This is a genomic window from Methylorubrum aminovorans (genome assembly GCF_022179725.1).
In the GTDB taxonomy this organism is placed as follows: domain Bacteria; phylum Pseudomonadota; class Alphaproteobacteria; order Rhizobiales; family Beijerinckiaceae; genus Methylobacterium; species Methylobacterium aminovorans.
On the sequence record NZ_BPRC01000002.1, the window covers coordinates 222441 to 246868 of the forward strand.

The 24428-nt window shown below is 69.1% G+C and carries 20 protein-coding genes and 1 riboswitch; of the genes, 9 read left to right on the forward strand and 11 right to left on the reverse strand.

Annotation, left to right across the window (positions count from 1 at the left end; translation table 11 throughout):
• Positions 1 to 24: 24 nt before the first annotated feature.
• From MFF24_RS06060 to ispG, 7 genes are all read right to left on the reverse strand, one after another.
• Positions 25 to 969 (reverse strand): glycosyltransferase family 2 protein, encoded by a 945-nt coding sequence (locus MFF24_RS06060; RefSeq protein WP_238223215.1) that lies wholly within the window; start codon positions 967 to 969, stop codon positions 25 to 27.
• Between the two features lie 16 nt (positions 970 to 985).
• Positions 986 to 1924, reverse strand: a complete 939-nt coding sequence (locus MFF24_RS06065) for a prephenate/arogenate dehydrogenase family protein (protein WP_238223217.1) — start codon at positions 1922 to 1924, stop codon at positions 986 to 988.
• Positions 1921 to 3030 (reverse strand): pyridoxal phosphate-dependent aminotransferase, encoded by a 1110-nt coding sequence (locus MFF24_RS06070; RefSeq protein ID WP_238223324.1) that lies wholly within the window; start codon positions 3028 to 3030, stop codon positions 1921 to 1923. The genes MFF24_RS06065 and MFF24_RS06070 overlap by 4 nt, the downstream gene beginning before the upstream one ends.
• A 155-nt stretch (positions 3031 to 3185) precedes the next feature.
• Entirely contained in the window at positions 3186 to 3653 is a 468-nt protein-coding gene (locus MFF24_RS06075; RefSeq protein ID WP_238223219.1) for a hypothetical protein, read from the reverse strand.
• 119 nt (positions 3654 to 3772) lie between these two features.
• Positions 3773 to 6007, reverse strand: a complete 2235-nt coding sequence (locus MFF24_RS06080; protein ID WP_238223221.1) for a TonB-dependent siderophore receptor — start codon at positions 6005 to 6007, stop codon at positions 3773 to 3775.
• A gap of 401 nt (positions 6008 to 6408) precedes the next feature.
• Positions 6409 to 8451 (reverse strand): potassium transporter Kup, encoded by a 2043-nt coding sequence (locus MFF24_RS06085; protein WP_108939712.1) that lies wholly within the window; start codon positions 8449 to 8451, stop codon positions 6409 to 6411.
• Positions 8452 to 8740: 289 nt separating this feature from the next.
• Entirely contained in the window at positions 8741 to 10069 is a 1329-nt protein-coding gene (ispG, locus tag MFF24_RS06090) for a flavodoxin-dependent (E)-4-hydroxy-3-methylbut-2-enyl-diphosphate synthase (protein ID WP_108939711.1), read from the reverse strand.
• A gap of 326 nt (positions 10070 to 10395) precedes the next feature.
• On the opposite strand from ispG, the gene MFF24_RS06095 reads away from it, so the two are divergent.
• From MFF24_RS06095 to MFF24_RS06115, 5 genes are all read left to right on the forward strand, one after another.
• The gene (locus tag MFF24_RS06095) at positions 10396 to 11544 is read left to right on the forward strand and encodes a patatin-like phospholipase family protein (protein WP_238223224.1); all 1149 of its coding nucleotides are present in this window, start codon (positions 10396 to 10398) and stop codon (positions 11542 to 11544) included.
• Between the two features lie 276 nt (positions 11545 to 11820).
• The gene (locus MFF24_RS06100) at positions 11821 to 12849 is read left to right on the forward strand and encodes an ArsR/SmtB family transcription factor (protein WP_238223226.1); all 1029 of its coding nucleotides are present in this window, start codon (positions 11821 to 11823) and stop codon (positions 12847 to 12849) included.
• Between the two features lie 41 nt (positions 12850 to 12890).
• The gene (gene metF, locus MFF24_RS06105; protein ID WP_108939708.1) at positions 12891 to 13823 is read left to right on the forward strand and encodes a methylenetetrahydrofolate reductase [NAD(P)H]; all 933 of its coding nucleotides are present in this window, start codon (positions 12891 to 12893) and stop codon (positions 13821 to 13823) included.
• A 196-nt stretch (positions 13824 to 14019) separates the two neighbouring features.
• The gene (gene metH, locus MFF24_RS06110) at positions 14020 to 17772 is read left to right on the forward strand and encodes a methionine synthase (protein ID WP_238223227.1); all 3753 of its coding nucleotides are present in this window, start codon (positions 14020 to 14022) and stop codon (positions 17770 to 17772) included.
• A gap of 146 nt (positions 17773 to 17918) precedes the next feature.
• Positions 17919 to 18134 carry a hypothetical protein gene (locus MFF24_RS06115; RefSeq protein WP_133088075.1) on the forward strand — a complete coding sequence of 72 codons (216 nt, stop codon included), beginning with the start codon at positions 17919 to 17921 and terminating at the stop codon, positions 18132 to 18134.
• Between the two features lie 12 nt (positions 18135 to 18146).
• Here the strand turns inward: MFF24_RS06115 and MFF24_RS06120 are convergent, their stop codons facing one another.
• On the reverse strand, positions 18147 to 19343 hold the full coding sequence (locus MFF24_RS06120) for a GNAT family N-acetyltransferase (protein WP_238223230.1): 1197 nt from the start codon (positions 19341 to 19343) through the stop codon (positions 18147 to 18149).
• A gap of 192 nt (positions 19344 to 19535) precedes the next feature.
• Here MFF24_RS06120 and MFF24_RS06125 point away from each other — a divergent pair, with 192 nt between their 5' ends.
• Complete coding sequence (locus tag MFF24_RS06125) at positions 19536 to 20588, forward strand: polysaccharide deacetylase family protein (RefSeq protein ID WP_238223231.1); 1053 nt, start codon at positions 19536 to 19538, stop codon at positions 20586 to 20588.
• A 25-nt stretch (positions 20589 to 20613) separates the two neighbouring features.
• On the opposite strand, the gene MFF24_RS06130 is transcribed toward MFF24_RS06125, so the two are convergent.
• Positions 20614 to 21048: a hypothetical protein gene (locus tag MFF24_RS06130; protein ID WP_238223233.1), complete on the reverse strand. Its 435-nt coding sequence runs from the start codon at positions 21046 to 21048 to the stop codon at positions 20614 to 20616.
• Positions 21049 to 21157: 109 nt separating this feature from the next.
• Positions 21158 to 21364, reverse strand: a complete 207-nt coding sequence (locus MFF24_RS06135; RefSeq protein WP_009863569.1) for a DUF2842 domain-containing protein — start codon at positions 21362 to 21364, stop codon at positions 21158 to 21160.
• Positions 21365 to 21549: 185 nt separating this feature from the next.
• Here MFF24_RS06135 and MFF24_RS06140 point away from each other — a divergent pair, with 185 nt between their 5' ends.
• Positions 21550 to 22695 carry a COX15/CtaA family protein gene (locus MFF24_RS06140; protein WP_238223234.1) on the forward strand — a complete coding sequence of 382 codons (1146 nt, stop codon included), beginning with the start codon at positions 21550 to 21552 and terminating at the stop codon, positions 22693 to 22695.
• Positions 22696 to 22965: 270 nt separating this feature from the next.
• Complete coding sequence (gene trhA, locus MFF24_RS06145; RefSeq protein ID WP_108939701.1) at positions 22966 to 23646, forward strand: PAQR family membrane homeostasis protein TrhA; 681 nt, start codon at positions 22966 to 22968, stop codon at positions 23644 to 23646.
• A gap of 21 nt (positions 23647 to 23667) precedes the next feature.
• Here the strand turns inward: trhA and MFF24_RS06150 are convergent, their stop codons facing one another.
• Complete coding sequence (locus tag MFF24_RS06150) at positions 23668 to 23928, reverse strand: hypothetical protein (protein ID WP_108939700.1); 261 nt, start codon at positions 23926 to 23928, stop codon at positions 23668 to 23670.
• Here MFF24_RS06150 and MFF24_RS06155 point away from each other — a divergent pair.
• Positions 23909 to 24094 (forward strand): hypothetical protein, encoded by a 186-nt coding sequence (locus MFF24_RS06155; protein ID WP_162940387.1) that lies wholly within the window; start codon positions 23909 to 23911, stop codon positions 24092 to 24094. The two genes, MFF24_RS06150 and MFF24_RS06155, sit on opposite strands and share 20 nt — an antisense overlap.
• A gap of 199 nt (positions 24095 to 24293) precedes the next feature.
• Positions 24294 to 24399, forward strand: a riboswitch (TPP riboswitch).
• The last annotated feature ends 29 nt before the right edge of the window (positions 24400 to 24428 follow it).

Sequence of the window (24428 nt, forward strand, 5' to 3'; positions counted from 1 at the left end):
CCGAACGGTTGTTGCCGCCGTCTCCTACCAGGGACGCGGCGCCCCGAAGAGCTTGCGCTGGAGGAACCGACCGGCGGCCTCGACGCGCGGCTGATGCAGGTGGCGCAGCCGCCAGAGACGGTGCTCCCGTGGCGAGACCGGCCGCGCCAGTTCCGGCACGGCCCCGGACCGCGCCCGCAGCCGCAAGGCCTCGGCCGGCGCGACGCCCTCCAGATAGGCGAGGGCGTGGCGCATCTCGTCGAGGGTCGGCCCAACCCAGTTCTGCGTCCGGAAGCACGGCTCGGCTTCCGCGTGCGGCCCCGTCGCGGAGGCAGCCGGGGCGGGGCGGGGATAGTGATTGAGCCGGATCTCGCCCTGGCGCACGCCGAGCACGGTACCGGGCCGCACCGGATCCGGCTCGGCGGGGCTGAAATCGCTCATCAGCCGCTCGCCCTGGACCAGCGTCGCCAGTCCCGTGTCGATGATCGCGGCGACAGCGCCCTGCCGATAGATCTCCGTGACGGGGCGGTTCGCCTCGTCCTCCGAGTTCGCGAGGGCGCGGGGGAAGCGGCGCAGCACCAGCCCGGAGGGGTTTTCATCCAGTCCTGCGGTGTCGAAGACGCGCCGGTTGACCACCACCGCGCCGGCATGGGGCGGGATGCGGGCGATCCAGTCCTGGATCGAGCGGCCGGGCGCCGGCACGAGGAACTCGTCGAGCGAGAGGAAGGCGGCGAAGCGGAACAGCCGCGCCCTCGAGGCGAGGAAGTGATTGTAGGCGGCAAACCGCGGCGTCATGTCGATGCGCGTCGGGCAGGGCAGGGCGGTGACGCCGATGCCCTCGTGCGCCTTCAGGAGGGCCGCCGCTTCGACGTCGAGGCCGTTGTCGTAGATCACGAAATGGCGCACGCCGACGGCGCGGTGGAAGGAGACCCACTCGAACAGGTCGGGTGCCGCGCCCTCGACCACGGCGACGATGGCGAATGTCCGCATCTTCCGCGCCTCTCCTTCAGCTCTGCCGTGCCTCGGGCGCCGCCGCGTTGCGGGCGCGCCCGAAATCCGGCTCGGCCGTCTCCTGACCCATGGCGACGATGCCGCGGCGGATCGCGCGGGTGCGGGTGAACAGGTCGTGCAGGGCTTCGCCGTCGCCCCAGCGGATCGCCCGCGAAAGGGCGGACAGATCCTCGTTGAAGCGCCCGAGCATCTCCAGCACCGCGTCGCGGTTGGTCAGGAAGATGTCGCGCCACATGGTCGGATCGGAGGCGGCGATGCGGGTGAAATCGCGAAAACCGCCGGCGGAGAACTTGATGACCTCGGACTGCGTGACGGCTTCGAGATCGGCCGCCGTGCCGACGATGTTGTAGGCGATCAGGTGCGGCACGTGGCTGGTGATGGCGAGCACGAGGTCGTGGTGCTCGGGCGTCATGGTCTCGACGATGGCGCCCAACCCCTGCCACAGGCCCTGCACCCGCTCGACCGCCGCCGGGTCGGCCCCCTCCGGCGGGGTGAGGATGCACCAGCGATTCGAGAACAGGGTGGCGAAACCCGAATCCGGCCCCGAATACTCGGTGCCCGCCACCGGATGCGCCGGCACGAACGGATTCTTTTCAGAGAGATGCGGGGTCACGGCCGCGACGACGGCAGCCTTGACCGAGCCGACGTCTGAGACGACGGCGCCCGGCTTCAGGTGCGGGGCGATCTGCGCCGCTACGTCGCCGATGGCGCCCACCGGCACACAGAGGATGACGAGGTCGGCCCCTGCGACCGCCGACGCCTCGGTGCTCGCGACGTCCGCCAGTCCCAGCGCCTTCACCCGCTCGATCACGCCGGCATCGCGGTCGATCGCCACGATCTCGCGGGCGAGTCCGTAGGTCCGGGCGCCGCGGGCGATCGAGGAACCGATCAGACCAAGCCCGACGATGGCGAGGCGCTCCACGACCGCGGTCACGAGCGCTGCGGTCCCAGGAAGTCGGCGAGCGCATCGACGAAGGCGCGGTTGGCCTCCGCGCTGCCGACGCTCACCCGCAGGGCGTTGGGCAGGCCATAGGAGGAGACCCGCCGAACGATCACGCCGGCGCGCGTCAGGTGCGCATCCGCTTCCGCCGCCGTGCGGCCGGGCGCGTCGGAGAAGTGGACGAGCAGGAAGTTGCCGACGCTCGGCGTCACGGTGAGCCCCAGCGCCTCGACCGCGCGGGTGAGCCAAGCGAGCCACTCGTCGTTGTGGGCGATCGCCGCCGCGACATGGGCCTCGTCGGCGATCGCCGCCGCGCCGGCCGCGATACCGCCCGCGGACAGGTTGAACGGTCCGCGGATGCGGTTGACCGCATCGACCACGACTTCGGACCCGACCATCCAGCCGATCCGCTGCGCCGCCAGCCCGTGGATCTTCGAGAACGTGCGCGTCATCACGACGTTGGGCGCGTCGAGGGCGAGTTCGAGGCCGGCGGTGTAGTCGTTGGCCCGCACGTACTCGGCATAGGCCCCGTCGAGCACCAGCACCACGTTGCCGGGCAGGCCGGCCTGCAGGCGGCGGACCTCCTCGAACGGCAGGTAGGTGCCGGTCGGGTTGTTCGGGTTGGCGAGATAGACGATCCGGGTGCGCAGCGTCACCGCGGCGAGGATCGCGTCGACATTCGCCGTGAGGTTCGTCTCCGGCGCCACCACCGGCGTGCCGCCGGCCGTCAGGATCGCGATGCGGTACACGAGGAAACCGTGTTCGCAGAAGATGCCCTCGTCGCCCGGCCCGACGAAGGCGAGCGCCAGCAGGGTCAGCAACTCGTCCGAGCCCGCGCCGCAGACGATGCGGGCGGGGTCGAGCCCGTAGCGGGCGCCGATCGCCGCGCGCAGGCGGGTGGCGCTGCCGTCGGGATAGAGGGCGAGCGTCGCGGCCTCGGCCCGCACCGCCTCGATCGCCCGCGGGCTCGGGCCCAGCGGCGTCTCGTTGGAGGAGAGCTTGTGGATCTTCGCCACACCCGGCGCGGCACTCTTGCCGGGCACGTAGGCCTCGATGGCGAGCACGCCGGGGCGCGGCTGAGGGCGAAGCACGGGGTCGATCACGGACATGGGGCCAGGGCCAGCGGAAGAGTCGGACGGAGGTCTGCCCCGTCCCTCTACAGCATTTCGCGGGAACGGGGAGCCGCCGACATCGCGGGGTGCCGATCGGCCGTCGGGTCCACGATGGGGCGGGCCCGACGCTCGAATGGGGACGGCTAAGGCTGTGCCGGCTTGCCTGCGGGCGCGGCGGGCGGTGCGTCGGAGCCCGGCGGCAGCAGGACGTTCTTCACCACACTCCCCTCGGGCCCATACTCGCCGGCCACCGCGAGGCAGGACTGCTCGCGGTTGAGGTTCATCTGGTTGGACATCAGCGTGAAGATGCCGATCACCCGGTTGCCGAAGGGCCCGCGGGGGCTGACATCCTCGGGCCGCGTGTTCTGCTTGGCGAGCAGCGCCTCGAATTCCGACGTGTTGAGCCGGTAGCCGCAGACATTGACCGCCGAGAAGATATAGGCGGCAAATTCAAGCGCCCGTGGGCTCGGCGCGTTGCGGATCGGCCGCGGCGGCGCGGCCTCCTTCGAGGGCTCCTGCGAAGCGGGCGGCGGGGCGGCCGGCTCCTGCGCGGCGGCGGGACAGACGAGGCCGGCGGCCGCGACGGCGGCGAGAAGGGGACGGACGATCATGACGGCAGGCGTTCCTCGAGCGAGCGGATTCTCACGATCCGCTTAAGCGAACCCGAGATAGCCCGGCTGCCGGCCGCCTCCAAGCATGTGCAGGGCCCGCGGACGGGCCCTGCGGCGACTCACCACTTGTAGCTCACGCTCGCCAGCACGCGGCGAGCCTCGCCGTAGAAGCACTCGTTGGCCGAGATGCAGGAGGAGACGAAGCGGCGGTCACCGAGGTTGGTGGCGTTGATCGCCGCGCGCCAGTTGTCCCAGGTGTAATGGATCTGCGCGTCGAACAGCACGTAGTCCGGCACCGTCAGGGTGTTGGCGACATCGGCGAAGGAGCGCCCGACATAGCGGACGCCGCCGCCGAAGCCGAAGCCGCGCCAATCGCCGGTGGGGATGGTGTAGTCGGCGAAGACCGAGGCCAGCACCTCCGGAATACGGGTCGGGGTGCGGCCGACCTGATCGGCGTTGCCCTTGATGGTCTGGAGGTCGTAGGCGGTGAAGGCGCCGACGAGGTTCAGCCCCTGCGCGAGGTTGGCGACCGCCTGGACCTCGACGCCGCGCGATCGCACCTCGCCGAGCGGCGAACTGAAGAACGTACCGGGCACCGGCTGCAGCACGTTCTGGCGCACGAGGTCGAAGGCAGCCGCCGTCAGGAAGAAGCCGTAGCCGACGGGCTCGAACTTGACGCCCACCTCGACCTGCTCGCCGTATTCCGGCGCGTAGCTCCGACCATTGGCGTCCGAGCCGATCTGCGGCTGGAACGAGGTCGAGTAGCTGACATAGGGCGCGAGCCCCTCGGGGAAGTTGTAGATCAGGGCGGCGCGGCCGCTGAAGGCCTCGTCGCTGCGGCGGCTGCTGTTGGTCGGGCTGAGCCGGTCACGCACCACGTTGTCGGCGAAGTCCTGGCGGCCGCCGAGCACCAAGGTCAGGCGGTCGGTGAGCTTGATCTGATCCTGAATGTAAATGCCGAGTTGCTGGAAGGTGTCCGAATTGACGAGGTAGGGCGCCGGACGGCCCAGGATCTGGCCGTAAATCGGGTTGATGATGCTCAGCGGGGTGACGCTGTAGCCCGCCGCGAAGTTGGTGCCCTGGTTGTCGTGCAGGTCGTAGCGCTTGTAGTCGAGGCCGATCAGGAGGTCGTGGGCGAAGTAGCCGTCGAAGAAGCGTGCCTCGGCCTGGTTGTCGACCTGGAAGATCCCGACCTTCGAACTCGTCAGGAACTGGTAGCGCGCCAGTTGGGTCTGCGCCGCGTCGGCGTAGCCGGTCTGGTTGAGGTAGGAATTCTGGAAGGCGTCGCTGAACGAGTAGCGGAGGTTCTGGCGGAAGGTCCAAGTCTCGTTGAAGGCGTGCTCGAACTCGTAGCCCGCGAAGGCCTGCTCGCGCTGGAAGGTGTTGATGGTCGGGTCGCCGACATTGAGCGAGCGCGGGATGCGCAGCCCGCTCAGGTTCGGCCGAGCGGTGCCCAGATAGGGCAGGAAGTTCGCCGTGACCGCGGTCGAGTCGCGCTGGTAGCTCGTCAGCAGGGTGAGCGAGGTGCCGGCATCCGGGCGGTAGGTCAGGGCCGGCGCGATGTAGGCCCGGTCGTCGGGCGCGCCCTCGACCTGGGTCCCGCCCTGCCGCCCGAAGCCCGTCAGGCGGTAGAACCAGTGGCCGGAATCGTCGACCGGGCCGCCGATGTCGAAGGCGCCGTAGACCTGTCCGAACGAGCCGCCGCCGACCTCGACATAGCCGAAGGGCTGGGTCGTGGGGCGCTTGGTGATCTGGTTGATGATGCCGCCCGGATTGCCCGCGCCGAACAGCACGGCCGCGGGGCCGCGCAGCACCTCGATCCGTTCAAGGCCGAAGGTCTCGACCTTGAAGGTGCCGAAGCCGTAGTTCAGCACCTGCAGGCCGTCGCGGTAGATGCCGTAATCGCTCGCGATGAAGCCGCGCAGGCTGAAATAATCGACTCGGGTGTCGGCACCGAAGGTGCCGGAATAGACGCCGGCCGTGTACTGCGTCGCCTGGGTGAGCGTCTGCGCCTTCTGCGCGTCGATCTGCTCGCGGCCGACCACGGTGATCGATTGCGGGGTCTCGATCAGCGGGGTGTTGGTCTTGGTCGCGGTGGCGGAGCGGGTGGCGACGTAGCCCGTGACCGGGCCGCGCGGATCCTCGGGGGCCGCACGTCCATCGGCGCCGCGCTGGGCGGATTGCCCGCCACCGGTGGCGCCCGCCCCCCGGCCGGTGCCTTCGACCGACAGCTCTTCCAGGCGCGCGGTCGCCTGCTGCGCTGTGGCGCCTGCGGTGAGTGCGAAGAGTGAGGCGCCTGCCAGCGCCATCGTCCGCAGGGCGCGGACGCCGACGAGAGTGCGAACCGAGCCCATACGCCTGACTCCATTTGTCCGGCACAGCCGACGGCCTCCGCTGCAATGCGCGGAACGAGACCGGTCGGTTGTTTGGAATTATGCTAAACTGTTGTTGTTGCTTGCTTTTCGTAAGCTCAGCCGTACGGCACGATGTGCGGGGACACAAGATCATCGCGCGCAAATCATCGTCCTGTAGCGGGTCGGCCACAGAACTTTTCGCAACTTTACGCTGTCCGCCCGAAACGAATACCCGCTCGACGCTGCCGCCCATGAGGCCGGGCAGTTGGGGTCGGGCAGTTGGTGCCGGCCCGTTACGTCCAGAGCATCGCCCCGACAGGTGGTTGCCGGCTTTCAGGAAAAGACGATGCACAAACACCGAGAGAGAGCATCGTCCCGGATCCGATATCCGGGACGATGCTCTAGACGGTGACCTGAGTGCCCACCTCAACGACGCGACCGGTCGGGATCTGGAAGAAGTCCGTGGCGTCGTTGGCGTTCTTGGCGAGCGTGATGAAGATCCGATCCTGCCACAGCGGCATGCCGGAATGGGCGGCCGGGCGGATCGAGCGGCGCGACAGGAAGAACGAGGTCGACATGATGTCGAACTTGAAGCCCTCGCGCTTGAGCAGGGTCAGGGTGCGCGGGATGTTGGGCGTCTCCATGAAGCCGAAGCGCATCACCACCCGGTAGAAGCCGAAGCCCACGGGCTCGATCCGCACCCGCTCGGCCTGGCTCGCGCGGGGCCGGTCCATGGTCTCGACGGTGAGCACCACGTTCTTCTCGTGGATCACCTTGTTGTGCTTCATGTTGTGCAGCAGCGCGGCGGGCGCGATCTCGGGGTCGCTCGTCAGGAAGACCGCCGTGCCCTTCACCCGCTGATAGGAGGTGCTCTTCTCCAGCATGCCGACGAGCTCGATCAGCGGCACGTCGGTCTTGCGGGTCTTGTTGAACAGGATCGTGACGCCCCGCACCCAGGTCCACATCATCAGCATCAGGCCGCCGGCCAGCATCAGGGGCACGTAGCCACCCTCGTGCAGCTTCAGCAGGTTCGAGAGCAGGAACAGGGTTTCCAGCACGATGAAGGGCATGATGATCGCCGCCGACACGAGCGGCGAGAGGCGCACCACCTTCCACAGCACCACGTAGGCCATGGAGGCGGTGAGCAGCATCGTACCGGTCACGGCGATGCCGTAGGCCGAGGCGAGCGCGGAGGAGGAGCGGAAGGTCACTGCCAGGACCACCACGCCGAGGGCGAGCAGGGTGTTGATCTGCGGCAGGTAGATCTGGCCCGAATGCGCCTCGGAGGTGTGGCGGATCTCCATGCGCGGCAGCATGCCGAGCTGGATCGCCTGCCGCGACAGGGAGAAGGCGCCGGTGATGACCGCCTGGCTCGCCGTCACCGTGGCGAGTGTGGCCAGCAGCACCATCGGGATCAGGCCCCATTCCGGCACGAGCTGGTAGAACGGATCGGTCGTCTCGGGCTTGGCCAGCACCAGAGCGGTCTGGCCGAGATAGTTCAGGACGAGGCAGGGCGCGACGAGGCCGAGCCACGCCACCTGGATCGGGCGGCGCCCGAAATGGCCGAGATCGGCGAACAGGGCCTCGGCTCCGGTCACTGCCAGGAACACCGCGCCGAGCGCCACCAGCGCACCGGTGCCGTGGCCGAGCAGGTAATGCACCGCGTACCAGGGATTGAAGGCGGCGAGCACGCCGGGATTACCGGCGATGTGGGGCAGGGCGGCGGCGGCCATGGCCAGGAACCACACCACCATGGCCGGCCCGAAGAAGGTCGCGACGCGGGCCGTGCCGTGACTCTGGACCGCGAACAGGCCGAGGATGATCGCCACCGTGATCGGCAGGACGTAGTCGTTGAAGGCCGGCGTGACGAGTTTGAGCCCTTCCACTGCCGAGAGCACCGAGATCGCCGGGGTGATGACGGAATCACCGTAGAACAGCGAGGCGCCGAGCAGGCCCAGCATGAACACGATCTTGGAGCCGCCGAGCGCGTGACGCGCCTGGGCCATCAGCGAGAGGATGCCGCCCTCGCCGTTGTTGTCCATCCGCAGCAGGATCGCGACGTACTTGATCGTGACGATCAGCAGCAGCGCCCAGATGATGAGCGAGGCGGTGCCGATCACCTCCTCGGCGAGCAGGATGCCGTCGCTGCGCGAGGGCGCGAGCGCCTCGCGGAAGGCGTAGAGCGGGCTCGTGCCGATATCGCCGTAAACCACGCCGACGGAGCCGACCGTGAGCGCCCAAAAGCCCGCCTTGGCGTGGCCCTCGGCCGCCGCGTCGGACGGATCGTGCGCGCCGGCGGACGCCGCGACCGGGCCTCCTTCGCCGGGCGCCGGACCGCCCGCGGCGGGAGCGCCTGACGGAATCGGGCTCGCCGGACTTGTGCCGGCCGGACTCGCGCCGGCCGAACTTGGACTCGCGCCATTTGGGCTGGCAGGCTGGGTCATCGGGCAGGCTTGCCTGGGCTCGCGCGTCGTCCGGCCGGGTGTGCCGGAGTCGCATGAAGGGAATGCGTCAGTCGTGCGGATCGGTCGTGCCGGAGCGGGCACCCGGTCGCGACGGAGCGGCTCGCCGGAGGCGGGGTGGCGCGTGTTCGGATCGCGAAACGCGGACCGGACATCACGGCGGTCGGAAAGGAGGAAGGCAGGTCGGAGCGGGCGACCCGTCCCGGAACGGAAAGACGGCCGCCCCATCCACCCGCGCGGGCGATGAAGGCGGCCGTCTCACCGAGAGAACTCACTCGGCGGCGTCGCGCTTGCCCTGGCCGAAGCGGCGCTCGATGTAGTCGATCACGATCGCCTCGAAATCCTTGGCGAGCGTCGCGCCCCGCAGGGTCATCGCCTTCTTGCCGTCGATGAAGACCGGGGCGCTCGGGCTCTCACCGGTGCCGGGCAGTGAGATGCCGATATCGGCGTGCTTCGACTCGCCCGGTCCGTTGACGATGCAGCCCATCACCGCGACGTTGAGCCCCTCGACACCCGGATAGGACTTCTTCCACTCCGGCATGGAGGTCGAGATCCAGTTCTGGATGTCGCGGGCCAGTTCCTGGAACGTCGTCGAGGTGGTGCGGCCGCAGCCGGGGCAGGCGGCGACCAGCGGCACGAAGGTGCGGAAGCCCATGGTCTGCAGCAGTTCCTGCGCCGCCTTCACCTCGACCGTCCGGTCGCCGCCGGGCTCCGGCGTCAGCGAGTAGCGGATCGTGTCGCCGATGCCCTCCTGCAGGAGCACGCCGATGGCGGCGGAGGCGGCGACGATGCCCTTCGAGCCCATGCCGGCCTCGGTCAGGCCGAGATGGATCGCGTAGTCGGAGCGGCGCGCCACCTCGCGGTAGACGGCGATGAGGTCCTGCACCGCCGAGACTTTGGCCGAGAGGATGATGCGGTCCTTCGGCAGGCCGAGCGACACCGCACGGTCGGCCGAGGTCAGAGCCGACTGCACCATCGCCTCACGCATCACCGCGCGAGCGTCGATCGGCGTCGGCGACTTGGCGTTCTCATCCATCAGGTGGGTCAGGAGCTCGCCGTCGAGCGAGCCCCAGTTCGCACCGATGCGCACGGTCTTGCCGTACTTGATCGCCTGCTCGACGATGGTCGAGAACTGGGTGTCCTTCTTCTCCTTGAAGCCGACATTGCCCGGATTGATCCGGTACTTGGCCAGCGCCTCGGCGCAGGCCGGATGGTCGGACAGGAGCTTGTGGCCGATATAGTGGAAGTCGCCCACCAGCGGCACGTGAACGCCGATGCGGTCGAGCCGCTCGCGGATCTTCGGCACGGCCGCCGCCGCCTCGTCGCGATCGACCGTGATGCGCACCAGCTCCGAGCCGGCGCGGGCGAGCTGGGCGACCTGGGCCACGGTGCCGTCGATATCGGCCGTGTCGGTGTTGGTCATCGACTGCACGACGATCGGGGCGCCGCCGCCGACGGTGACCGCGCCTTCACCCTGTCCGATCTGCACGCCGACGGTGCGGTGGCGCGGTGCCGGCCCGGCGATCTCCGGGCCCTTCATGTTCGGGCTCTGAGAATCGAGCGGGTTTGCCAGGGCGTCGGGAGCTTCCATGACTTCCATCGTGCCTTCGCGGGTCAATTATCGTCCGCGCGTGCCGGCTTTCGGCGTCCCGCAGGCGCGGGCATGATCTTATCCGAATCCGGTGCGATCCGCGACCTGCCGCCGCGCCCGCGCGAACGGATGCGCCGCATGCCTCGATACAAGGCCGCTTCCATGTCGCATCCCGAGCCAGATGTCGAGCGTGCGTCGTCTCGATGCAAGGATGCCGATGCAGCCATGCTCGTTCTCTCCTATGGCATCAACGGCCCACGAGGCAAAGGACCGCACGAACCATTCTATCGCAGCGCACCATCTATGAGTGCATTGCAACAACCGTGCGAGCCACGATGGACACGCCTCTCTCCGAGCAAGCGGCCGAAACCGATCGGCCGGACGCGCCGCACGATAACGCCCATAATCCGGCGACCGTCGTGCCCGTTCCGATCGCCGATTCGACGCGCGTCGGACACGGCTTCCGGGGGCTGGCCGGACCGCAGGCCGAGAAGGCGGTCTCGCTCGCCCTCCAAGGCGGCGGCTCGCACGGCGCCTTCACCTGGGGCGTGCTCGATGCGTTGATCGAGGACGGACGCATCGCCTTCGAGGCGGTGACGGGCGCGAGCGCGGGGGCGATGAACGCTGTCGTGCTGGTGGACGGCTGGCTCGCGGGCGGCCCCGATGGGGCGCGGGCGGCGCTCGCGAAATTCTGGCGCGAAGCGAGCCTGGATGCCGACTTGAAACCGGCGCAGCAGAGCTGGATCGACGGCCTCTTCCATGTCTGGAAGGGCAACCCCTTCATCGAGATGTGGCTGAAGGCCGTCAATCCCGGCCCCTACACGGCCAATCCCCTCAACATCAATCCGCTGCGCGGAGCGCTGGAGCGCACGGTCGATTTCGACCGCCTGCGCGGGGCCGAAACCGCCAACGTGTTCGTCTCCGCCACCAATGTCTGGACCGGCAAGCTCGCCGTGTTCGAGCGCGAGCGCCTCACCGCCGACCACCTCATGGCCTCGGCCTGCCTGCCCACCGTGTTTCAGGCGGTCGAGATCGAGGGCGTGCCCTACTGGGACGGCGGCTATCTCGGCAATCCGGCCCTCTATCCCCTGCACGGGGCGAGCACCCGCGACATCCTGCTGGTGCAGATCAACCCGGTGGAGCGCCGCGAGACGCCGCGCTCGTCCCGCGACATCCAGAACCGGCTCAACGAGATCACCTTCAACGCCAACCTGATGCGGGAACTGCGCGCCATCGACTTCGTGCACGGCCTGATCGAGGAGGGCGGACAGGAGGTTCCGGGCCTGGAGCGGGTCTTCCTCCACCGCATCGACGGCACGGATGAGCTCGACGACTACGCCGCCTCCACGCGCCTCGATGCCCGCTGGCACGTCATCGAGCGTCTGCGCGACAGGGGCCGCAGCGCGGCCAAGGCCTGGCTCGATGCGGGCTATGCCGAGGTCGGCGTGCGCTGCTCCGTCGATCTGAAGAAGGCCTATCAGTAGCGGCCGTCGACGCTCCGAACGCTGTGAGGCGCGTCATGGCTGAACGCGCCCGTTCCGTCGTCATTCCGGGGTCGCCGGCGAACACGGAGTTTTTGACGGGCCGCCACGGTTCGACTGAGACCGGGCACCGCGCATCACGGGTGGCTTCCGGGCTCCGGTGCGCGGCCCCGGAATGACGGGCCTCGTCGAGAGCGACGATGAAGAACCGCGCACGTCGTCTCACGGGGTCGCAAAACCCTCTTGCGCCAAGCCCGCTACGCACATAAAGATATCTTTATGTCTAGCGAGAGCAGTTCCAGGCAAAATCTCGACCCCGCCCCGGTGCCCTTCGCCGAAGCGCTTGCCGTGCTGCGGGCAGCGGCGGAGGAGACGCGGCTGCGCATCCTCGCCCTGCTCGCCGAGGGAGAATTGTCGGTCTCCGACCTCACCGACATCCTCGGCCAGTCGCAGCCGCGCATCTCGCGCCATCTCAAGCTCCTGGTGGAATCGGGTCTGATCGAGCGCCACCGCGAGGGCGCCTGGGCCTTCTTCCGTCTGCGCGAGGCAGCGATCGGCTTCGTCGAGCCGCTGATCGCGGCTTTGGACCATGCCGCCCCGCCGCTCTCGGAAGACCGTGCCCGGCTCGAATCGGTCCGGGCCCAGCGCGCCGAGGCCGCTCAGTCCTTCTTCGCCCGGCTCGCACCGAAATGGGATGGCCTGCGCTCGCTCCACGTGCCCGAGGCCGCCGTCGAGGCCGCGGTGCTCGACGCGCTCGGCGACCGGCCGATCCGTCACGTGGTCGATCTCGGCACCGGCACCGGCAAGATGCTCGGCCTGCTGGCGCCGCTGGCCGGCCGCGCCACCGGGCTCGATTCGAGCCACGCCATGCTCTCGGTCGCCCGCGCCAACCTCGAGCGGCTCGGCCTGTCGCGGGTCGACCTGCGCCAGGGCGACCTGCACGCGCCGCCCTTCGGCCGTGGCGGCTTCGATCTCGTGGTGCTGCATCAGGTGCTGCACTACCTCGACGATCCGGCACGCGCGCTGCGCGAGGCTGCGCGCCTCGTGGCGCCGGGCGGTCGCCTTCTCGTCGTCGATTTTGCGCCGCACAATCTCGAACACCTGCGCGAGAGCCAAGCGCACCGCCGCCTCGGCTTCGGCGCCGATCAGGTGGCGGGCTGGCTGGTCCAGGCAGGCTTGTCCGATGTCGAGAGCCGCGACCTCGCCCCCGAGGACGGCACCGAACTGCCTCTCACCGTCACGCTCTGGCTGGCGCACGACGCCTCCGCCGGAATCGAGACCGCTGCCCCCGAACGTGCCGTGGCCTGAGCCGCGGCCCCAAGACGAACAGACTTCAGAAGGGACGACAGATGCCCAGCGCTTCCCGGCACCGCGCCAGCCGCGACGGCTTCCGCCCGATCCGCGTCTCGATCGAGTTCTTCCCGCCCAAGACCGAGGAGATGGAGAAGATCCTCTGGTCCTCGATCGAGCGTCTCGCGCCGCTCCAGCCGAAATTCGTCTCGGTGACCTACGGGGCCGGCGGCTCCACCCGCGAGCGCACCCACAACACCGTGGCGCGGATGGTGCGCGAGACCAACCTCAAGCCGGCCGCCCACCTCACCTGCGTGAACGCCACGCGGGAAGAGATCGACGCCGTGGTGCAGTCCTACTGGGATGCGGGCGTGCGCCACATCGTGGCCCTGCGCGGCGACCCGGCCGAGGGCGTCGGCCACAGCTACCGGCCGCATCCCGGCGGCTACGCCCAGACCTCGGACCTCGTGGCCGGGATCAAGCGGATCGGCGACTTCAAGGTCTCGGTCTCGGCCTATCCGGAGAAGCACCCGGAGGCCGCCTCGCTCGATGCCGACATCGACGCGCTGAAGGCGAAGGTCGATGCTGGCGCCGATCAGGCGATCACCCAGTTCTTCTTCGATAATGAGATCTATCTGCGCTACCTCGACAAGGTGCGCGCGGCCGGCATCGACATCCCGATCATCCCAGGCATCCTGCCCGTGCAGAACTTCAAGCAGGCGGCCAACTTCGCCCGCCGCACCGGCGCCTCGGTGCCCTACTGGCTCGCTGCCCGGTTCGAAGGTCTCGACAACGACGTGGAGACCCGCCGTCTCGTGGCCGCGGCGGTCGCCGCCGAGCAGGTGCTCGACCTCGTCGACGAGGGCGTGGAGGACTTCCACTTCTACTCAATGAACCGCTCGGATCTGGTCTACGCCATCTGCCACCTGCTCGGTCTGCGCTCGCAGGCGCCGGCCAAGCCGGTGGCGAAGCCGGAAGCCAAGGCGGCCTGACCCCTCGCCACGCCGCTCCCGAACCTCATCCCCCTCAGCGACCGCGCCGCGATCGCTGAGGGAGGGCTCGGGAGCGATCGCATGTTCTGGAAGCCTCAAAGGCCTCCGCTTCGCTCCGGCACCTCAGGATGAGGTGGGTTGATGCGGCCGACGCTTTCGGCCATCGCCGTCCCGGAACATCCCAGGATCGTCCGACATGACCGCTTTCCCTCCCGTCGACGGCACCGAGATCGAGCGCGCCCTGCGCCAGCGCGCCTCGGAAAAGATCCTCGTCCTCGACGGGGCGATGGGCACGGTGATCCAGCGGCTGAAATACACGGAAGAGGATTTCCGGGGTGATCGCTTCAAGGATCACGGCCACGACCAGAAGGGCAACAACGACCTCCTGATCCTGACCCAGCCCGACGCGATCCGGCAGATCCACCTCGACTACTTCCTCGCGGGCGCCGACGTCTGCGAGACGAACACGTTTTCCGGCACCACGATCGCCCAGGCCGATTACGGCATGGAATCAATCATCCACGAGCTGAACGCCGAGGGCGCTCGCCTCGCCCGCGAGGCCGCCAAGCTTGCCGAAGAGAAGGACGGGCGCCGCCGGTTCGTCGCCGGCGCCATCGGCCCGACCAACCGCACGCTGTCGATCTCGCCGGACGTGAACAATCCCGGCTACCGCGCCGTGACCTTCGATCAGGTCAAGCAGGCCTATGTCGAGCAGGTGCGCGGCCTGATCGACGGCGGCGCCGAACTCATCCTCATCGAGACGATCTTCGACACGCTCAACGCCAAGGCGGCGATCGCCGCTGCGTGGCAGGTGTTCGACGAGACCGGCATCCGCCTGCCGATCCAGATCTCCGGTACCATCACCGATCTCTCCGGCCGCACCCTCTCGGGCCAGACCCCGGCCGCGTTCTGGAACTCGCTGCGGCATTCGAGCCCGCTGACCTTCGGCCTCAACTGCGCGCTCGGCGCCAAGGAGATGCGCGGCCACATCGCCGAGCTGTCGCGCATCTGCGACACGCTGGTCTGCGCCTATCCGAATGCCGGCCTGCCCAACGAGTTCGGCCTCTATGACGAGAGCCCGGAGGCCATGGGCAAGCTGGTGGGCGAGTTTGCCGCCTCCGGCCTCGTCAACATGGTCGGCGGCTGCTGCGGCACCACGCCGGACCATATCCGCGCCATCGCGGAGGCGGTGGCCGACAAGACGCCGCGCGCGATTCCCGAGATCCCGCGCCTGATGCGCCTGTCGGGCCTGGAGCCCTTCGTGCTCACGAAGGAGATCCCCTTCGTCAACGTCGGCGAGCGCACCAACGTCACCGGCTCGGCCAAGTTCAGGAAGCTCATCACCAACGGCGACTACGCCGCCGCGCTCGACGTCGCCCGCGATCAGGTCGCGGCCGGCGCCCAGGTCATCGACGTCAACATGGACGAAGGCCTGCTCGACAGCGAGAAGGCGATGGTCGAGTTCCTCAACCTCGTCGCCGCCGAGCCCGATATCGCCCGCGTGCCGGTGATGGTCGATTCCTCGAAATTCGAGGTGATCGAGGCCGGCCTGAAATGCATCCAGGGCAAGCCGATCGTGAACTCGATCTCCATGAAGGAGGGCGAGGAGAAGTTCATCGAATCCGCCAAGATCTGCCGCTCCTACGGCGCGGCGGTCGTCGTGATGGCCTTCGACGAGCAGGGCCAGGCCGACTCTTACGAGCGCAAGGTCGAGATCTGCACCAAGGCCTACAAGATCCTGACCGAGCAGGTCGGCTTCCCGCCGGAAGACATCATCTTCGACCCCAACATCTTCGCGGTCGCCACGGGCATCGAGGAGCACAACCCTTACGGCGTCGCCTTCATCGAGGCGACCCGCACGATCCGCGAGACCCTGCCCCACGCCCATATCTCCGGCGGCGTCTCGAACCTCAGCTTCGCCTTCCGCGGCAACGAGCCGGTGCGCGAGGCGATGCACGCGGTGTTCCTGTTCCATTGCATCAAGGCCGGCATGGACATGGGCATCGTCAACGCGGGTCAGCTCGCGGTCTATGACGAGATCCCGGCCGAACTGCGCGAGCTGTGCGAGGACGTCGTCCTCAACCGGCGCGAGGATTCCACCGAGCGCCTGCTGGAGGCCGCCGAGCGCTTCAAGACCGGCGCCTCGGCCCAGGCCAAGACCGCCGACCTGTCGTGGCGCGAGGCCCCGGTCGCCAAGCGCATCGAGCATGCGCTGGTCAACGGCATCACCGAGTACATCGTCGCCGACACCGAAGAGGCCCGCAAAGAGGCCGAGCGCCCACTCCATGTCATCGAGGGCCCGCTGATGGCCGGCATGAACGTGGTCGGCGACCTGTTCGGCTCCGGCAAGATGTTCCTGCCCCAGGTCGTGAAGTCCGCCCGCGTGATGAAGCAGGCGGTGGCCTATCTCGAACCCTTCATGGAGGAGGAGAAGCGGGCCAATGGCGGCACCGGCCAGCGCCAGGCCGCCGGCAAGGTGCTGATGGCGACCGTGAAGGGCGACGTCCACGACATCGGCAAGAACATCGTCGGCGTGGTTCTGGCCTGCAACAATTACGAGATCATCGATCTCGGCGTGATGGTGCCGGCCGCCAAGATCCTCGAGACGGCGAAACGCGAGAACGTCGACATCGTCGGCCTCTCGGGCCTGATCACGCCTTCCCTCGACGAGATGGTGCATGTGGCCGCCGAGATGGAGCGCGAGGGCATGGAGATGCCGCTCCTGATCGGCGGCGCCACCACCAGCCGTGTCCACACGGCGGTGAAGATCCATCCGGCCTACGAGAAGGGCCAGGCGGTCTACGTCACCGATGCGAGCCGCGCGGTGGGCGTGGTGTCGAGCCTGATCTCGAAGGAGACCCGCGGATCGACCATCGAGAAGGTGCGAGCCGAATACGCCAAGGTCGCCGACGCGCATCGCCGCTCGGAGGCCGACAAGCAGCGCCTGCCGCTGGCGAAAGCCCGCGCCAACGCCTTCAAGATCGACTGGTCGGGTTACGCTCCGAAGAAGCCCAGCTTCACCGGCACCCGCGTTTACGGCTCCTACGAGGTGGCGGACCTCGTCCCCTACATCGACTGGACGCCGTTCCTGCAGACCTACGAGTTCAAGGGCCGCTACCCCGCGATCCTCGACGATCCGGAGCAGGGCCCGGCCGCCCGCGCCCTGTTCGAGGACGCACAGGTGATGCTCAAGCAGATCGTGGAGGAGCGCTGGTTCAACCCGAAGGCGGTGATCGGCTTCTGGCCAGCCAACAGTGTCGGCGACGATATCCGCCTCTTCACCGGCGAGAGCCGCTCCGAGACGCTCGCGACCTTCCACGGCCTGCGCCAGCAGCTCTCGAAGCGCGACGGACGCCCCAACACCTCGATCTCGGACTTTGTGGCACCGGCCGAGACGGGGATTGCCGATTATGTCGGCGCCTTCGTCGTCACCGCGGGCCTGGAAGAAGTGCGCATCGCCGAGCGCTTCGAGCGAGCCAACGACGATTACCGCTCGATCCTCGTCAAGGCGCTGGCCGACCGCATCGCCGAGGCCTTCGCCGAGCGGATGCACGAGCGCGTTCGCCGGGAGTTCTGGGGCTACGCACCCGAAGAGAACTTCACCCCGGATGAGTTGGTGCACGAGAAGTACGACGGCATCCGTCCGGCGCCGGGCTACCCGGCCCAGCCCGACCATACGGAAAAGGTCACGCTGTTCGATCTGCTCAAGGCCGAGAGCCGCATCGGCGTGAAGCTCACCGAGTCCTACGCCATGTGGCCGGGCTCCTCGGTCTCGGGCCTCTATCTCGCCCATCCGGAGGCGCATTACTTCGGCGTCGCCAAGGTCGAGCGCGATCAGGTCGAGGATTATGCCCTGCGCAAGGGGATGGACATCGCCGAGGTGGAGCGCTGGCTCGGACCGATCCTCAACTACGACCCGGCCCGCTATCTCAAGGCCGCGGCCGAGTAATCACGCCGAACAGGCGAGGTTGAATAGGTCACACCCGGCGCGGGATCGCTCCCGCGCCGCGACTTTCCCCTTGCCGAGGGGTGGTGGAGCACGGCACGCCTTCCGTTCGACCCGCGGGGCTGCCCCGCCTTCGACAGGAAGTCCCGATGCGTCCCACCCTGATCGTCCTCGCCGCCGCCCTCCTCGCGGGCGGGCTCTCGGCCTGCAACAGCACCGATTCCGGCGGCCCCGGCCTGTCCTCCGCCTTCGAGGCGAGCAACTTCCGCCGGTCCTCCGACACCAACGGCACCCAGACCCGCCGGGACGTGAACCGCGCCTACACGCAGCCCTCGCTGCCCTCGATCGCCAACCGCGGCTTCTGACCTCGAACGGCGTCAGCGCCGCCGCAGCCGCCGCAGGCTCTGGGCCGCCGCCCAGAGCCGCGGAGAGCGCTTGATCCGATGCTTGAGCCGCACCGCGACCCGTGAGGCAAGGGCCAGCGCATGGCTCGCCGGGCTCACCGGCACGGTCTGCTCCACGAGTTCGATGGTCTCGTCGCAGGTCTTGGCCTTGTAGCCCGCCTCGCCCACGCCGAGGTCGAGCGCCCGGCGCCCCCGCGCGGCCTGATCGCCGACGAGCCGGTGCAGCAGGATCTCGCCGGGGCTGAACCGGCCGAGTTCGGAGTCGGTGTCGAACGAGGTCCACATTCCGCAGAAGCGGGCGCCGTCCACCGCGCCGCCAAAAGTCGCCAGGATGCGCCCGCTCTCGGATGCCACCAGGGCATGAACCTCGATCGCCGGCGTAGCGCCCGGCGCGGTGGCGGTCGCGGTGGCGATGAAGCGGCGCACCGCCGCGTCCGCATAGGGATCGGCGATGCCGAGATCGGCGAAACGCGCGGCCTTCTGCGCGTAGAACGCGGCCTGGATCTCGGCCGCCGCCTCCGGCGTCCCGGCGACGCGGTGCTCGATCGCGCCCAGGAACTCCACGAGCTTGCGCTCCTTGGCCCGCAGCTTCTTGCGGGTGTCGCCGCTGAACACCCGGCGCAGGGTCGCCTCGGCATCGGGACCGAGCAGCATGCCGTAGGCGTCGCTCGGCGCCGGCAGGCCGCCTCCGGCCAGCGGGTTCGGGGTTCCATCCCAGAAGCGCGGCTGGTTGCGGAAGACGAAGGCGTCGATACCCGCCGCGCGGCCGGCATCGGTGAGCGCCGCCGTCAGGTCCTCGGCCGGCATCGCCGCCGCCTCGCGGGAGGCGAAGAGCGGCATGTGGAAGTTGGCGTGCCGGTCACCGACCACCCGGGCCACCCGCAACGGGCCGTGCCGCCCGACGGTGAGCGGGAGCAGCACCCGCGCCCGCCCGAGCCCGTCACGCAGCACGAGGATGCGCGTCGCCTCGCCCGCATCGATCCCGGCGGCGCAATAGGCCGCCACCCAGTCGAAGCGCTGGTAGGGCGTCATCAGGACGGCCGGATCGGTCTCCAGCGCCCGCCACAGCCCCTCGGCCGCGGCGAGATCGGAGAACACCTCCGCGGTGAGGCCGCCCCGGCCTCGCACCGCCTGCGTCGGCCGCCTCAGATCCTCGGCGAGAGCCACCATGCCCGTCTTCCCCGGCGCCTCTGCCCGTCGGACGCAGGCCGCGCAATCGCTAGGGACCCTGCCTGCCTTGTCCTGAAACGGCGGTTGATGCTGCGCCCCGATCTGCGGGGATGGGTAACGAAAGCTTCTCGCGTCCGCCGCTAGGCTTCAGCCGATGCCGGGGCTGCCCGGTGCCCCGAGCCCTGACGCGCCATGCTGTCGCCCCGCACCCGACACCGCCTGTTCCGCGCCGGCTTCCGGGCGATTACCGCCGTGGGTGCCGACCGCTGGCTCGCCCCGGCCGCCCGCGGGCGCGGGGTGATCCTCACGTTCCACCACGTGCGCCCCGAGCCGGTGCCGGGCTTCGCGCCGAACGCCCTCCTGTCGATCACCCCGGCCTTCCTCGACCGGACGCTGAGCCTGCTCGCCGCCCGCGGCTTCGAACTCATCGGCCTCGATCAAGTGCCGGAGCGGCTCGCGGCCCCGGAGGGCGGGCGCCCCTTCGCGGTGCTGACCTTCGACGACGGCTACCGCGACAATGTCGAGCACGCCCGGCCCGTGCTGGCCCGGCACGGGGCGCCCTGGACGCTGTTCGTGACGAGCGACTTCGCCGAGGGGCGCGGCCGGCTGTGGTGGATCGAGCTGGAGCGGGCGGTGGCGCGCCTCGACACGGTGCGGCTCGGCTCCGGCCTCGTCCTGCCGGCCCGGACCGATGCGGAGAAGATGGCGGCCTTCGAGACGGTCTACCGCATCCTGCGGGCGGGACCGGAGCCGATGCTGCTCGACGAGATCGCCCGGCTGTGCCGCGAGGCCGGGTTCGCGCCGGGCGGCCTTGCCCGCGAACTCTGCCTGACCTGGGACGCATTGCGCGCGCTGGCCCGCGACCCGGCCGTCACGCTGGGCGCGCACACGCTCACACACCCGATGCTCGCCAAGCACGAGGCCGATTTCGCGGAGCGCGAGATCACCGAGAGCCGCGCGCGGATCGAGGCCGAGCTGGACCGCCCGGTGCGGCACCTGTCCTATCCCGTCGGCGATCCGACCTCGGCCGGGCCACGGGAGTTCGAAACGGCCAAGAGACTCGGCTTCGCCACCGCGGTGACGACCCGGCCGGGCCATCTGTTCGCGGAACACGCGGCGCATCACCATGCCCTGCCGCGGGTCTCGGTGAATGGGCTGCACCAGGCCGAGGCCGCGCTGGCGAGCCTTCTCTCCGGCGTCCCGTTCCTGGCCTGGAACCGCGGGCGGCGGGTCAACGTGGCCTGAGAGACACTCAGACGGGAGCGCCGCCTCAGCGGCGCCGGCGGCGCGAGCGCGACGAGCCGGTGTCGCTCACCCCCGTCCCGGCATCGACGCTGCCGACATCGAAACTGGCGCTGGCCCGGCCGCGGCGGCCGGAGCGCCGCCCGCGGCGCCGCGCCGGCTCGACATCGGGCTCCTCGATCGAGGGAATGCCGGGAATCGTCGCGGTCGAGGCGACCGACGCGGTGCTGGAGGGGGCGTCTCCGCCGCTGGCATAGCCGCCGCCGCTCGCGACGTTCCGGGCCGGGGGGCCGAACATGGCGAGGCACTGGTTGTAGGCGAGGTCGTTCTTCAGCCGCTCGCATTCCGCCATCGAGCGCGGCGTCCCCTGGGCCACGGCATTCTGGGCGGCGAGCAGCAGGAGCGAGGCGGCGAGAAGGGAGGGCTTGAACGAGAGCGCGAGGCGGCGCGAGGAGGGGCGCATGGGCGGCGGGCGACCTTCGGGAATGAACCTTGGGCGTAGGACGTCCCGCCTTCTTGCCGGGGAGTGCGGCGAAAAAAGGGGCCCACCGTGTTCGACCGCGTCGGAAATCCTAATCGTCCGGTCGGTCCATCCAGCGGATCAGCGGCATCAGCGGGAAGATCCAGGCGATGCCGAGGATCGAGTAGATCACCGTCTGCACCGCCGGATGGGTCTCCGAGATGCGACTGTCGGCGAGCGCCATGGCGAGCGGCGCGTAGACGATCACGAAGGCGAGGATCCCGAAGGTTCCGAGGAGGGTGCGCGTGCGGCGGCGCATGGGGGCCTTCGATCTCTCGCGGGTCGGGACGGCGCGCCGGTCCGCGCGCCGAAACGGGTCGTATCGGTCCTGCCCGGACGCCGCAATGCAGGGGGCATGCGTCATAGCTCGCGTTGCGCGCGGGGGGCCGCTTCCCGTAAGCCACACCCGAACGTTCCCGACCGCCGGATCTGGCACGCGAGACCATGAGACTGTCGACACATCCGCCCCTCGACCGCTTCGACGCCGTTCCGGCCGCCTCGTACCGGCCCGAGCACGGCCCGGTGCGCGCGTGGCTCTATCTGCTGGCCGTGCTCGTGGTGGCGATGGTCGCCATCGGCGGTGCGACGCGGCTCACCGGCTCGGGGCTGTCGATCACCGAGTGGCGGCCGGTGACCGGCGTGGTGCCGCCGCTCAGCGCAGCCGACTGGGCGCTGGAGTTCGACAAGTACCGCGACACGCCGCAATACCGCATCCTCAACCAGGGCATCGGGCTCGACGGCTTCAAGACCCTCTACTGGTGGGAATGGGGCCATCGCCTGCTCGGGCGGATCGTCGGCCTCGTGTTCTTCCTGCCGTTTGCGTGGTTCTGGATCCGCGGCATGCTCGGGCGGCGCCTCCTTCTCGGCCTCCTCGGGCTGGGCCTGCTCGGCGGCCTGCAGGGCGCGATCGGCTGGATCATGGTCGCCTCAGGCCTCCAGCCCGGCATGACGGCGGTGGCGCCGCTCAAGCTCGCGCTCCACCTCACCACCGCGAGCCTGATCCTGGCCGGCCTCGTCTGGCTAGCTGCCGGCACACGCCCGCGGGCGCTCGCCCCGGCTCCTGAGTCGGTGCGGCTCTTCGCCGGCCTGCTGCCGGTGCTGGTTCTGATCCAGATCTGGCTCGGCGGGCTCGTCGCCGGCTCGAAGGCGGGCCTGCTCTACAACACTTGGCCCGACATGGACGGCGTTCTCGTACCGCCTGCCCGGGTGCTGTTCGACAAGGTGCCCTGGATCGAGAACTTCGTCGACAATCTCGCTCTGGTGCAGTTCAACCACCGCCTCTTCGCCTATCTCGTCGTGCTGGCGGCCCTCGCCCACGCGATCCAGGCCGTCCGCGCGGCGCCCGGCGCCGCCGCCGGGCGGGCAATGGGCGTGGCGGTACTCGCCACGGCGCAGATGGGTCTCGGCATCGTCACCCTGCTCCTGCAGGTGCCGCTCTGGGCCGGGCTCGCGCATCAGGTCTTCGCCATGGCGGTGCTGATCATGGCGACCGTCCACGCCCGCCTCAGCCTCGGCGTGCCCGCCGCCGCCGCGCCCGAGGCGGGGGATGTGCCGATCGGCCTGGAAACGCTCGTCGGCCGCGGCGCCTGAAGCAAACGCGCCTCATCCCTTCCGAATGGCGTGAAACCTGCCTCGCTCCCGGGGCAGGGTCACGAAATCTTCGCCATTGGTCCCGATGCTGGAAACAGCACCTCGGCCGACTGCGATGCAGCATAAAATTCGGCTTATCTTGCGGCGCAATCGTTGGATGCCAGTCGTCGCAGCGACAATTTCGGTGGAAGACGACGCACTCGGTAGTTCGACGGTGGAACAACTCGTGGTTCTATAGAATTAAATAGCTCGCCAGCATGGGAGCAGGGGATGTTTCTGGCCGAGGACGGACGCCCGATCGCGCTGACCTGGAACTACACGCCGCGCGAATTGCGTGCGGACGGTGTGGTCCACATCGCCGGCCTCGTTCTCGGGCTTCTCGGTGCGGTATCCTTGGTTGTCACCGCGACTTTGACCCATCTCGGCTGGATCGAGCGGGCCTCTCTGCTGGTCTACGCCACCGCGATGCTGGCCATGCTCGGCGCATCCGCCGCCTACAACATGTGGCCGGTCAGTCCGCGCAAGTGGATCCTGCGCCGGCTCGACCACGCCTTCATCTACCTGATGATCGCCGGCACCTACACGCCGGTGGTGGCGCTGGTGGGCTCCGGTCCCGTCGCCTGGACGCTTCTCGCCCTGATCTGGACGGTGGCGCTCGCCGGCATCGCCATCAAGATCCTGATGCCGGGGCGCTGGGACCGGGTCTCGATCGTGCTCTACCTGATGCTGGGCTGGAGCGGCGTGCTCGCCTACGAATCGGTGATCTCAGGGCTCACCCCATCGGCGCTCGGGTTCCTCGCCGTCGGCGGCCTGCTCTACTCCGTGGGCGTGGTGTTCCACGTCTGGCGGAGCCTGCCGTTCCAGAACGCGATCTGGCACGGTTTCGTCCTCGCCGCGACCGCGTGCCATTACGGGACGATCATAACGAGCGTCCTGAACGCAGGGGCTTAAATCCCAGCCTCGGATCTCGACTCAGGCCGGTTCGGAGATGCTGCTGCCTTCGCCCAGCGTATCCGAGGCCCGCTCGACGGCGCTGATCGCATCGAGCAGGTGCTGCACGCTGCGCTCCACCTCGATCCGCGGTCGGTCCATATGGGCGGCCCGCGCCACCAGCCCTTCGAGCTGATCCAGCACGACCAGAAGGTCGCCCGCGACGGCCGCCACGTCGCAACCGGCGCGGGCCGGCGTCACGGGGGCAGGGCGGCGGAAAGGGATGATCGTGCTCATCGCCATCGTGTGTCGCGAAAAGGCGGGCGCATGGCCACCCGCCGACCGGGCGTCATCCACACCCAAGCCGCCGCTCGCGGTCGCCAAAGGGAGGTTCCTGCCGCAATTGGTGAGTTTTTCGTCGAAAGCGTGGCTCGCATCCGCGGCACATGGTCAAGCTTTCGCGCCGTGACACAGGGCGACCGCCTGAGGCAATGCCCGATTCGATCTCGGCCCCCGATTGCCAATGGCCGCCACCGCGATCTCGGGCCTCCGTTCCCTTCGTTGCCCTGGCCGTGACAGCCGCCCTCTTCCGAAACGGAAAAATGTTTCCTCCAAATCGGACCGTTCCGGCGATGCATTGACAAGGATCGCAGCAGGGAAGAGGTTGGAATCGTTCCGAGGGGGGCCCCGTGAGGGGGCTGAGAGTGGGCTGGCGCCCTGACCCTTGAACCTGATCCGGCTCGTACCGGCGGAGGGACGGGAACCAGTGGCCGCTGCTCGAAGCAGTTGCGGCCATCCGCACC